Raw genomic sequence first — 12,478 nt, 5'->3', positions numbered from 1 at the left:
GACTTAATCGCCATCATTGCTGTTAAAGCCAACACGGATACCAAGGGTCGGAATCAATTGGCGCTTCATCAGGCGGGTAATGGTCGTAAAATGATCAAACAATTCTTGCTGCTTGGCTTTATCGGCAGTCGCTAAATCCTCTGGCATCTGCGCCAATAGCGTGGTGGTATCAGCCAGCTCGCTTGATAGACTGGCCGCAATAGCATTCTCATCATTGCTACCAAGAATGGCCGTCAATACCGGGTCAGTCAGCGTTTTATTCAAGGTAGCCAACTTAGCATTGATAATAGCGCGGCTTTGTCCAGCAGTAGCAGCAGGCAGATGACCCTTGGCTTTGCCTGTGAGACCTAATGGTTCATCAATAGCATTGGTCTTCATCGTCTCAATCAATGACAATAAAGCGTTAAACCACTGGTTCAAACCTTGATCGCTATCAGCCGTTTTATCAATCGCCAGTAAAGTCGTAGCGTTCTGCTGCCAGTTACTTTCGATGTCTTTTAATCGCGTGCTTAGTGCCGCGCTGGCGCTGACTACATAAGCACATTGAGCAGCATTCAAGCTGTCATTGGCAAATAGCGCCTCTTCCAGACCTGGTACGCCTTGCACAATAGCGCTCTCGTTAGCGAGCTGCTCTGGGGTTAGTTTTGGATTGGCCGCGATTAGCTCTGCAACACCACTGTGCACCAGACCGCGCTCGTCAGGGTAATAGTTAATGTACAAGTTGCTCATACTAGCAGTCGCAGGACCGAAGTTGATCATCTCAGCACTCGCCCATGCTTGCGCCAGCACCAACCACTGAGCACGCAATGCTTGCAAAGCATCACCGCTGACAGGCGCTTGCTGACAATGCTTCTGCGCCAAATCATGTAACAAATCACTTTGCTTCGCCGCATCCGCATAAGCTGGAATGACAATGTCTTTAGCCACATGCGTCAGATAAGTTTTTTCGGTCTCCGCACTGATATCTATGGCGACTATCTGTTCGTCATTCGCGCTATCGGCGGCCGTACTGTTTGAGGCAGCGCCATCTTGCGCGACGGTTTGGCTATCCACCTCTGCTGTTTTATTCTCATCGGCAGGCTTGACACAACTGATGAGTAATCCAGCACTCAGTGCCGATAACGCCATTGCTAATGCAGGGTTTATTTTCATAAGTTTCTCGGTAATGGGATAAGTAGTAATTTATATCACTTTTATAATGATTTTAAGAAGGCGTTTAATTCAGCGCGTCCTTGCTTATCTAATTTCAATACTTTTTGGCGTTGGTTTTCTGCTTCACCGCCATGCCATAGTACCGCTTCCATCAGCGTGCGCGCGCGACCATCATGTAAAAAGGTCGCTTGTGGATCGACGGTTTGAGCCAGACCAATTCCCCACAATGCAGGAGTACGCCACTCGTATGAGTTGGCCAAAAACTCAACTTGCGCATCTTTTGCTGGTAGTTTGCCCGCTATCGTGCGATCGGCAAGCGCATCACCCATATCATGCAGCAGCAAATCCGTATAAGGATAAATGACTTGTCCATGCTGCTCAAGATGATCGTCATCGGTTTTTGGCAACTGATATCTTGGCGTATGGCAACTTTGACAACCCATATCATAAAAACGTTTTTTACCAGCCAGTACCAGCTTATCATCGGCATTGCGACGATGTGGCACCGCTAAATTCCGCGTATAAAATTCTACAAACTTGGCTATTTCATCATTCACTTCGACGGGCGGCTTACCATTACCTTGCTCATCAGCGCCAGTAGTCGCGTTAATACAAGCGGTTTGGCTCGGCATGCAGGATTCATGAGGACGAATGTTTGAGGTCAGCCCCATATCTTCATTAAAGGCACTTTGGTTTTGTGTAATCAGCTTGGTTTGACCGGCTTTCCAACCAAAACGACCAAGCGCATGCTTGCCAGTTTGCGGGTCCATCACCCAGTTAAACTTGCCACTGATGTCGCTAGTACTATTGTTATTGACCGCTTGTTTTTTAATATCATCGTCAGGTATTTGTTCTAAGAGCCCAAGCCCAATCATTGGTAAAGCCACTCGCGGTGATACCATCATTTCATTATCAAACGCCCCATAGCCGGGTTTGGTCAACTTAAAGATAGGCGCACGTAGGGTTTCGACATAACCATCGGCAAAAGTAACTGGCATATCGGTCCACTGTACCGCAATTCGCGCTTCAGCCGGTACGCCCTGAATACCGCGATCTTGTAGCTGACCGCCATACATAGGATGCACCACTTTTTCGATCAGGGAATCCTGCAATTTCTGACGCTGCTCATCCGTTGTCGCTGGCATAGACAGACGTATCAATAAACTATCAGCATCGTCCTTGCTGCTCATCGGCGCGTGCCCACGACCATCTTTGACATGGCATGATTGGCAGGCGGCGACATTGAATAACGCGCCAAGACCGTCACGGCTGTCCGTGCTAGCAGGGGCAATCACCCACGGTTGTTGAAAGAACGCATTACCAATGAAAAAAGAACCTTTGCGTAAGGCGGTGAGATTTGATGAAGGTTTTGAGTAACTCTCAGCACTGGTAATACTAATACCGCTATCACCGCCTTGTTTAATCTCTTGCGGGTCAAAGGAGGCAAGCTGCTGCATGGGTACCCCAGCCAGCGCTTCGATATTTTGACTGCGTTCAGCAGACAAGGCTTTATCCTGATCCTGCTTATCAGCATTGACGTCATTCTTATTAGCGGATGAGCTGTCAGTGGGCTGACAAGCCGTAAGTGACAAGACGCAGAGAGCACTAATCGCAAGCTTTAACGGTGTATTTTTAGACAATAAAGAGGTATGAAGAGACATAGATAGTTTGTCTTTCGTGGCAGAAATGGCGTTCATAAGCATTGCCTTAGCGCTAGTATAGAACCATCAAAATCGCGCACCATAACAATATGTCGTTACAGTCAACAGGGTACAACTGTAAGAAAGCTGGCTGGTAGCGTTATTTTAATAGGGCATAAAAAAACACATTGCCAACCGAGATTGACAACGTGTGTATTATACATAAATTACTTTCTTATGAAAATAATTCTCATTCACTTATAGCGACTTATCAGGCATTATAAATGAATACAACTGACGCTAGGGCGTGTCTTCAATTCACTCGATAATCATCTGAATGGGCTAAAAATGGCTAAATCTTGCCAAACATCGTCAAATAGCTGGTTAATATCCCGATATTATCTGCACTATTTTTCTTGTTTGACGGCAATTTATCTCATTTTTATCACCATTTTTGAAATGAAGACACGCCCTAGTAAGCGTATAAACAGCCTAGCTTAAAACTATGAACCCGCATCAGCATCTAGATTATCAATACCAACCGCTTTTGCCGCGCTTTCGATACCAGTCGTCAATTCCTGCAAGCTGGTAATGGCCGTCTCGATCCAACCACGACGAGCATTTTGCTCTTCAGCAGAGATACCTTGTTTACTTGCTTGGCCAACGGTCGCGATCATTTGATCAATCTTAATACCTTCTTTTTCGCCTTTTTCGACGATGATATTAAAATCACTTTCTACTTTACTAAAGTCAGCAGCCAGCTTATCAGCAACATCCTGATGACCCGTATCAATCAGGTAGTTCTTCACGCCATATCCACCCACGGTTTTATCCGCGAGGGTCTTGTAGCTGCCATTAAAGACATTCTGAATACCGCGAGCATTATTGGCGTAGCTCAGATGGGTCAAGTCACTAAAGCACTCATGTTCGTCTTCGGTAGATCCTGTGACGAAAGCGACCTGCATACGCTGAGAGGCCAGCTCGCCAAATGCCAAGCTGCCCATCTGATACATAATCTGGCGCAGGCCATTGTTATCTTTACGCGCTATCATATCGCTGCGTAAGGTATGCTCACTGTCAGGCTGCCACTGGGCTTCCATCGCGGTCAAATCATCAACCAATAACTGCGCAGCGGCCTTTAAGAATTCGCCGCGACGCTCACAAATGCTTGCATCGGTATTGGCGCTTTCACCACTAGTACATTCGCCATCGGTGGTATTGTAATCGCTGATCGGACGGTTGCCCGCACCCTCACCGACGCCGTTGGTATCTTGTCCCCATAGCATAAACTCAATCGCATGATAGCCGGTCGTTACGTTGGCTTCGCTACCACCGATTTCATTCATGTCTGCTAACAGTTGCGGCGTAATCGTGCTGGTATCTTGCTTAATGCTACCGACGGCAATGCTATCACTATTGATGATATTGTCTTGACTGTTATATTCACCTTCATAGTCGTCGCTGACGTAATCAATGAGCGCTTCATCGAGCGGCCATGCATTGACCTGTCCTTCCCAGCCATCGACGCTACCAATCTCACGCTGGTCATCAGCGCTCACAAATGCTTCATCAAAACGAAACACTTCAGTCTGTGAGTAAGGCTGACGCGCCGCTTTATAGGCAGCTTTTGCCGCTTCAAGATTCGCTTCAGTTGGCGCATCTACATAAGCATTCACTGCCGTCTGCAAAGTCTTTGCGGTGTCTAATGAATCTTTATAGGCAGCATGAGCCATATTTACATAGCTAAGTGCCAAGCGATCGATATTGGCTTGCTCTGCGCCTGATGTGGTTTTATTATTGGCAGCGTCTGTATTTTGTACCTCTGTTTGTGCATCAGTGGCGGTATCGTCATTGGCTTGCTTGGTACAACCCGATACCAGCAGTATCCCTGCAAGCGCAGCGGCTAAAGTAGTCGGTAAAATTTTACGGCTCGTCACTGTGGTCATATTCATACACGTCCTCGATGAGATACATTATAAAAAAAGGCAAGTACAATAAATGACTGATGTATAGGGTCATAGCTGCTAAACACTGTCATTACTATTGCTGAAATATTCAAATATTTGCGAATTATAATGTTATTGATAACTATTATCAAATATAATTTAAGGATTGGGTCTTACCGTTGATCAAAAGCTGCCTTATCAAATTCTAAGCCCAAAAAAAGGCCAGCGTATTGCTGACCTTTTTTGCACTATTCTTACTGTAAGCGGCTAAAACTAATGGTTATCAAACCATTTATTAGTTTACGCTTTGTGGTGAGTTAATGGTTAGCTCAACACGGCGGTTTTGCTGACGACCATAATCAGTGTTGTTATCAGCTACTGGGCGTGATTCGCCATAAGCAACAACGTTGACACGGTTAGAAGCAACACCACGAGCAGTCAGATAGTTAGCCACTGAGTAAGCACGATCACGTGATAGACCCATGTTGTATGACGTTGAACCTTTACTATCGGTATGACCAGCAATGTTAACTGATGTTTTGTTGTACTGGTTCATCGTTGAAGCAAGTTTATCAAGTGTTGGCTTGAACGATGAGCTCAACGTAGCATCATCAAATGAGAAGGTGATGCTGCCTGGCATAACTAAGTCGATGTTACCAGTCGTTGGGTTTTGCTCAACCGTTACACCTGTACCAGCCATCTGTTGCTCAAGTTGCTTAGCTTGACGCTCCATGTAATAACCAACACCAGCGCCCAATGCGGCACCAATAGCTGCATCACGGCCAGTTTTGTCGCCACCAGTTGCTTTAGAGATGGTTGCACCACCTAAAGCACCTGCCAATGTACCAATAGCAGTTTTGTTCAAGCGTTGCTGTCCAGTGTTTGGATCAGTAGCACAACCACTAAGTGCTAAACCAGATGCGACTGCGGCAATCATTAATGTATTACGCATAATATTTCCTCTTAAGTATTAAATTAAAATTGTGCTTTATTAAGCTGTGCTTTTTATAAAGATTATTTATAAATCTTATTTAGGTGCTTTTTTGCGTTCGTTATTATTATGGCAATTACCATCTATTTATGTGTAATATTTTGTCACATCTATGTATGAGAAGTGCAGGAGGGTTCGCACCCTTCTCCTTTGTATTATCCATCTCTGCTAGGCCAGACATGGCAAGTCACGTTTACAGTCGTACACTATGAATAATTTCTGTTAAAATCATGCAATAAAGTCGACCGTGAAGCAGCGCTAATAACACCACTAAACATATAGCGCGATTTCAACCCTATAAAACCGCCAAAAATTTTGCAAATAACGACTTCAGAAATGGAGTATTTATATATCAACAATATCGATAGACAGGGATTAAACATGCGCCTGACCTCTACTATTCAAAAAATACATCAACGCGCCCCAAAATTGGGCAAGGCAGTTTCGCTGACTACAGCAGCCGGTGTCATCGCGGCCAATAGCTTTGGTTATAGTATCCCGCTATGGCTAATGGGCGCGACCAAGATGATTACTGGAGCACCCATTGCGGATAAAACCGTGATAAAAATTGCTGCCCATTGGATTAGTAGTAATAACGCCTTGATCGATAATATGTTGCCACGTAAAGATTGGCGTATCAACTTACCCGATGACGTCCATATGGCCGGTAAATACCTACTGGTTAGCAATCATCAGTCATGGGTCGATACCAGTATCGTGCAATACATTGGTGAACAGCGCCTGCCCCTCACCCGATTTTTTACCAAGTTTGAGCTGATTTACATCCCAATTGTTGGTCAAGCCTTTTATTTTTTAGACTTCCCAATGATGCGCCGCCATCCTAAAGAAAAGGTTGCCAAAAACCCTGCATTAAAGGGCAAAGATATTGAAGAAGCCAAGCGTGCCTGCGCGTTATTAAAAGACAAACCGTTCACCTTATTAAACTATTTAGAAGGCACGCGCTTCACCCAAGAAAAACATGCCAAACAAGGTTCACCTTATACGCATTTACTGAAACCGCGTGCGGGTGGCTTGGCGCTGGCTATCAATGCCTTAGGGGATGACATCGATGGTATTTTGGATATGACCATTGTTTATCCGGATGGCGTGCCAACCTATGGTGATCTATGGAAAGGCAATATCACACGCTTGGGCGTTGACGTTCGGTATATTAAAATACCTGACGAATTGTTTGCTGGTATCAAAAATGGTGGCTATGAAGAGGATGAGGCAATAAAGGCTAAAATGTTTGATTGGGTTGAACAGATATGGTGTCAAAAAGATGACCTTATTACCACCATGCTTGCTGACTTTGCAGATAACCCGCAGAGCAAATAGGCAGAGCAAATAGACCGAACGATAAATTATTTTTTTCAGTAAATCTGCAAATCACAATGTTGCTATAATTTTTATGCTGCAATATAAACACTAAAAGCTGGCTAAGGCGTGTCCTCGTTTTGAAAATGCTGATAAAAATGGGATAAATGGCAGCTAAACAAGGAAAGTATTACAGATAATATCGAGATATGAGCAAGCTACTTGACGCAGTTTGGCAAATATTTAGCCATTTTTAACCCGTTTACAGTTTACTGTTCAGATTGAGGACACGCCCTAATATCAGGTTTTACTCAATTGATATAAAATACCAAATTATAATGGTTGATGGGTTGTTTTTTGATGGCATTCATTGATAATGTGAATAGTCATTAAAACGCTCGCTTACTCAGTTGTAATATCATCACTGACCCTGTCTACTGATGACATTATTTCTTATGCCATTTCTTACTAAAAGGTATGACTGTGCCCGCCTCTCCTACAAAAAGCTCGCCAATAACCGCAGCAATGCCAAATGAGTCATCGAACTTAGCAAGCAGTCAATCTCCGAGCACTCAACCCTCAAGCGAGCAGTCACCACAGTCAAATCGTCCCAAACCAAGTCGCTTTAAGCTGACCTATGACATTTTGATGATTGTTGCTATTAGTATTGATCTCTTATTGATTAGCATAGATGCCATCTTGATGAGTAACTTTAGTAGCAATGTTGCAGGGTGGCTGACACTAAGTGATGCGCTTAACTGGTATCAAGGCACCTTGCATGATCCGTTGCGTACGGCGGGTGGGTTTTTCACCATATTCTTAGTCGTCGAGCTATTATTACGCTGGGCAATTGCCATTAAAGAAAAGGTTTATTATCGCTGGTTCTTTTTCCCGTTTATCCACTGGTATGAGGTATTGGGCTGTTTTCCGCAGCTACGCGCGCTACGGTTATTTCGAGTAGTGGTCATCGGCCGCCGACTCTACCAGCTTGGCTATCAAGTACTACCGCAGTCGTGGATTGACCGCATCAAATTCTATATTGATCTGCTATTAGAAGAGTTGTCAGATCGCGTCATTTTGACTGCAATCGATAATTTTCGTGTGCAGCTTACCGACACCAAAACGCACAAATCATTGATCGAATCAACGATTGCTCGCAACCGTCATGAGATTGAAACAGCATTACTTTCGCTACTACGCACAGAGCTGGCGCCAAAGCTGCAAGCGCTGACGGCCTCACCAGGAGGCAATAACATGCTAGCTGGTGCGATGGGCGAAGCGATTAAAGAAGGTTTGGCCAATACGCCAGAGTTACGTCGCTACTTGCGCATGATACCCATCGCTGGTGGCTTGATTGAGTCGCAATTGCAGCATGTGGGACACAATATTGGCGAAAATGTGGTCATTGCTTTAAACGAGCGTCTCCTCGATGCTGAACGTCTTGATGCATTGATGGTCGCTATTGCCAGCGGTGTGGCACAAATCGATACCAACAACACCGCGTTGGATACTTTGATTTCTAGCATTATTGAGGACAGTTTGACAGCATTTGAAGCACAAATAAAAGTGCAGCAATGGAAGCACCAAGATATGCTTAACTTATAACATTTTTGCTAAAAATGGCTGATAAATAACCAGCACCTAAATAAATAACCACTAAATAATAATAAATATAGTACGCATGCAGCCATACGATATTTTTTGAGGATCAATCTTATGACGATTTTAGATAACGACAACAGCACCCCAACTCCGAGCGCCACGCCTGCTCTCGCTTTTTACGGCAAGATGCTCACCTTTTCGCGCTTGCAGTTCAGTACTGATGACTTGAGCGCTATCGAGGCTCAGCTTGCTGAAACGCTTAGCAACAAATCCAGCAATATACCTATCCTCATTGATAGCGAGGTCGAACAAGATCTATCTGCATTGGTAGAGCTGTTATGGTCATGGGGACTGCAACCTATCGGTGTCGTGACAGGTGTGTTAGATGCACAAGCACGTGAGCAGCGATTGGCGATATTTCCTGCCGACGGCAAACGTATCGAGCGTATTCTACCCAGTAAAAAACCCACTGCTCAAGTCAATAAAGCGTCAGAAGCCAAAAGTACAGAGTCGACCAGCACGAATGACGTAGCCGCAGCGTCTGAACCCGCACTTGAGACAGCGACCGAGACGACCATCGCCAATATTCCAGCAGAAACCTTGGTAAGCGCTGAACATATCACCAGCCTCATCTATGATCAAATGCTACGTTCAGGACAGAGCCTTAACCACGTCGGTGGGGATTTGATTTTGACCAACAGTGTCAACAGTGGCGCTGAAGCGATTACCGACAACAGCTTGCATGTCTACGGCCGCGCCCAAGGTCGTTTGGTCGCAGGGGCAACAGGCGACAAAGATGCTCGTATCTTTTGTCAGGTCTTTAACCCGTCATTGGTGTCAGTCGCAGGCACTTACTGCCTACGAGACAATTTACCGGAACACGTAATCGACAAACCAGTACAAGTACGCTTTATAGAAGGTCAAGGTTTGGTATTTACCGTGATGGATGATGCTTAGTTAGACGGCTGATTTGTCGAATTTTATATATAAATCTTAAAGGCATTTGCTGTAGTACTGAGAAAGTAATGGCTAAATATCTTACTTAATATTTCAGTAAGTTTGGTTAACAAAACTGTCTCAAGACAAATAATTTACTCTGCCACTATGTAACCTATCTATCAGTGCTAATACCTATAGGCAGGAGCACTTAACGCAGATAATCGTTGTTTTTCGCTTTAGTGCAGACTTGCTATAAATTTTTGTTTATTTATGCTAGGCTTACGCTCGCAGCGCATATATTACATGTGAATAATAAGCATAAGAGAATGCGCTATTTTATTTAATAGATATCCCATTGATTCATAGGAGTGTGCCATTGTGGCGAAGATTGTTGTAATCACTTCAGGTAAAGGCGGTGTGGGCAAAACCACCACTAGTGCCTCTTTTGCCGCCGGTTTGGCGTTGCGTGGCTATAAGACAGTTGTTATCGATTTTGATGTAGGTCTACGTAATCTAGACTTGATCATGGGCTGTGAAAATCGAATTGTTTATGACTTTGTAGACGTCATCAGCGGTAACGCGCGCTTGTCACAAGCACTGGTCAAAGACAAACAGCTTGAGAACTTATATATCCTACCTGCCAGTCAGACGCGTGACAAAGATGCGCTGACAGACGAAGGGGTGTCCGAAGTAATGGCTGAACTGTCTAAGCAGTTTGACTACATCATTTGTGATTCTCCTGCTGGTATCGAGCGCGGTGCCCAGTTAGCGATGTATCATGCTGATGAAGCGATCATCGTGACCAACCCTGAGATCTCTTCAGTACGTGACTCGGATCGTATTATCGGTATCTTACAAAGCCGTACCAAAAAAATCGAAGAGAACCAAGGTTCTATCCGTGAGCATTTGGTTATCACTCGCTACAATGCCGAACGTGCGGCAGCGAATGAGATGATGGATATCGATACCATCTCTAATGATATCCTAAAAGTACCCTTACTTGGTGTTATCCCTGAAAGCCATTCAGTGCTTGAGGCATCTAACCACGGTGAACCGGTTATTCACTATACCGACTCCATCGCTGGTCAATGTTATGATGACATTGTCGCCCGTTTCTTAGGCGAAGAGCGGCCGTTACGTCATATTGACGTGAAGAAAAAGAGTTTATTACAGCGCTGGTTTGGGGGTTAATGATGAGTAAGAAAAAAGGATTTTGGAGCAATTTATTTGGTACTGATGACAGCAGCAATGTCGGCAGTGCCAATTTAGCCACTGAGCGTCTCAAGGTTATCGTTGCGAGCGAAAATCGCTTAAACAACCGCTTAACAGCGGATCGTATCGAAAAAATGAAACGTGAAATACTAGAAGTGGTGAATAAGTACGTCAATGGCGTGCAAATTGACGATGTGAATATCAATCATCGTTCTGAAGACAGCTTAGATGTGCTAGAGATGAATATCAACTTGCCTGAGCATAAAAAGTAAGCTGTTCAAAGCATATGGAACAAGCGCTCTAGTTAAGCCCTAGTCTAAAAAAGCCCTCAGTAAAATACTGAGGGCTTTTTTGTGGACGTATATTTCTAGATTCGTCGTTACTTTATACGTGCGATCAAATTGTCTTTTTTGACAAACTGATGATACAAAGCTGCACCGATATGCAATACAGTAAAGGCAATAATCATGGGCCAGATAATATCAGCATGTAAATCATTATAATAACGCGCTAGACCTCTATCTGGGGTAACAAAGACAGGAATCTGAAATAAACCAAATATATCTACCCGTCGACCCCCATAGACTGACATCAGTAGGCCAGCTAATGGCATCGCGATTAGCAAAGCATACAGCGCAAAGTGCGACAACTTTGACATCAACAGCTGCCACTTAGGCATCGGTAACGCTGGTGGTACTTTGGTAAAGACGCGATTGATAACTCGCGCTATCATCCAACATAACAAGCTTATACCAAAGGCCTTGTGTAGTCCAATATAGAGATTGTCATTAAGATTTTGGTATAACAGCATCATGAGCCACGTTACCAGCAATAAAACCGCACTGATCCAGTGAAATAAGCGGCTAGCGATTGACCACTTTGAAACATTCGCATCGATATTATTCATAGGCTGCTCTATTCACTCTAACCAACATTTATAGATAAAGACAATAACAGGCGGTACAGTCATTGTGGCTAGGTTAGTCTTGACGACGTTACTGGTCACTATCATTAGTCGTGATCATTAGTCATGATTAAGACTAAGGAATTGCTATTCACTATAGGCCACACTTACTAAAAAAGCTAGCTGTCTAAATCAACCAATTGATGCGCAATTTTATCCAAATCAGGCACCAAGTAGAGAATGTTATCGATAATTACGGTTTGAAACAAGTAGGATTCTACAACGTTTTCTTGAAAGCGTTCTTTGACGTAGTCGATTTCGCTATTTGTCAGATTTTCACCAGTCGCTTGAACCGTTTCACTGTCGCTATTCTTCGTTTTTTGGGCGACGCTATAATTGATATTCGCATTGCTCGTATACTGTTCAGGAAGCTCAATATCCTTAACGTCAGAGATACGTACTTGTAGCTGGTGCAGTTCACCGACAGTCTGTAATGCTATGCGATGGGCAGCCGTATTACCCTCTAATACGATGATCTTTTCTGGCGTTTGCCCACTGGATAGCAAATGGAATACAGCGACTTCTTGTTGTTGCCACAGATAAGTCCAAATATGCTCATCAAAGTCATCCACACTCAAAATCAGGCTGCTCGGAATAATCCAATCAGGCTGATTAAATGCTGGAACGATAGTGACATCTAGCATACCATTGTTCGTGGTTAGCAAGCTTACTGCCTCAAACGAATGTTTTAGAATTTGTTTCATACGTCGCTCAC

Annotated in this window: 11 protein-coding genes; 5 read left to right on the top strand and 6 right to left on the bottom strand. The window is 44.1% G+C overall.

What is annotated here, in order from left to right; all coding sequences use genetic code 11:
- Positions 1–3 precede the first annotated feature (3 nt).
- The 4 genes from ACTQ9T_RS00935 to ACTQ9T_RS00920 all read right to left on the bottom strand — a co-directional run bounded on the left by ACTQ9T_RS00935 (position 4) and on the right by ACTQ9T_RS00920 (position 5,690).
- On the bottom strand, positions 4–1,152 hold the full coding sequence (locus tag ACTQ9T_RS00935) for an imelysin family protein (RefSeq protein ID WP_439293008.1): 1,149 nt from the start codon (positions 1,150–1,152) through the stop codon (positions 4–6).
- A 41-nt stretch (positions 1,153–1,193) separates the two neighbouring features.
- The gene (locus ACTQ9T_RS00930; protein ID WP_440463792.1) at positions 1,194–2,849 is read right to left on the bottom strand and encodes a di-heme oxidoreductase family protein; all 1,656 of its coding nucleotides are present in this window, start codon (positions 2,847–2,849) and stop codon (positions 1,194–1,196) included.
- 446 nt (positions 2,850–3,295) lie between these two features.
- Positions 3,296–4,744: an imelysin family protein gene (locus tag ACTQ9T_RS00925; protein ID WP_440463791.1), complete on the bottom strand. Its 1,449-nt coding sequence runs from the start codon at positions 4,742–4,744 to the stop codon at positions 3,296–3,298.
- A 289-nt stretch (positions 4,745–5,033) separates the two neighbouring features.
- The gene (locus ACTQ9T_RS00920) at positions 5,034–5,690 is read right to left on the bottom strand and encodes an OmpA family protein (RefSeq protein WP_189585567.1); all 657 of its coding nucleotides are present in this window, start codon (positions 5,688–5,690) and stop codon (positions 5,034–5,036) included.
- Between the two features lie 420 nt (positions 5,691–6,110).
- Between ACTQ9T_RS00920 and ACTQ9T_RS00915 the strand changes: the two genes are divergently transcribed.
- From ACTQ9T_RS00915 to minE, 5 genes are all read left to right on the top strand, one after another.
- A complete protein-coding gene (locus ACTQ9T_RS00915) occupies positions 6,111–7,067 on the top strand; it encodes an acyltransferase (RefSeq protein ID WP_440463790.1) in 957 nt (318 codons plus the stop codon).
- Positions 7,068–7,523: 456 nt separating this feature from the next.
- Complete coding sequence (locus tag ACTQ9T_RS00910) at positions 7,524–8,651, top strand: hypothetical protein (RefSeq protein ID WP_440463789.1); 1,128 nt, start codon at positions 7,524–7,526, stop codon at positions 8,649–8,651.
- A 111-nt stretch (positions 8,652–8,762) separates the two neighbouring features.
- Complete coding sequence (minC, locus tag ACTQ9T_RS00905; protein WP_440463788.1) at positions 8,763–9,605, top strand: septum site-determining protein MinC; 843 nt, start codon at positions 8,763–8,765, stop codon at positions 9,603–9,605.
- A 360-nt stretch (positions 9,606–9,965) separates the two neighbouring features.
- A complete protein-coding gene (gene minD / locus ACTQ9T_RS00900; RefSeq protein WP_010201589.1) occupies positions 9,966–10,778 on the top strand; it encodes a septum site-determining protein MinD in 813 nt (270 codons plus the stop codon).
- Positions 10,779–10,780: 2 nt separating this feature from the next.
- Entirely contained in the window at positions 10,781–11,071 is a 291-nt protein-coding gene (minE, locus tag ACTQ9T_RS00895; RefSeq protein WP_010201590.1) for a cell division topological specificity factor MinE, read from the top strand.
- A gap of 107 nt (positions 11,072–11,178) precedes the next feature.
- Here minE and ACTQ9T_RS00890 read toward each other — a convergent pair whose 3' ends face one another.
- Both ACTQ9T_RS00890 and ACTQ9T_RS00885 read right to left on the bottom strand, forming a co-directional pair.
- A complete protein-coding gene (locus ACTQ9T_RS00890; RefSeq protein WP_210540464.1) occupies positions 11,179–11,706 on the bottom strand; it encodes a cytochrome b in 528 nt (175 codons plus the stop codon).
- Positions 11,707–11,882: 176 nt separating this feature from the next.
- Positions 11,883–12,467 carry a hypothetical protein gene (locus tag ACTQ9T_RS00885; RefSeq protein ID WP_439293013.1) on the bottom strand — a complete coding sequence of 195 codons (585 nt, stop codon included), beginning with the start codon at positions 12,465–12,467 and terminating at the stop codon, positions 11,883–11,885.
- Positions 12,468–12,478: the final 11 nt, after the last annotated feature.

The sequence above is a fragment of the Psychrobacter sp. ASPA161_6 genome (genome assembly GCF_051970285.1).
Classification (GTDB): Bacteria; Pseudomonadota; Gammaproteobacteria; order Pseudomonadales; family Moraxellaceae; genus Psychrobacter; species Psychrobacter glaciei.
Note: the sequence above shows the minus strand (reverse complement) of the source record. Positions and strands in the feature narration are given on the sequence as shown.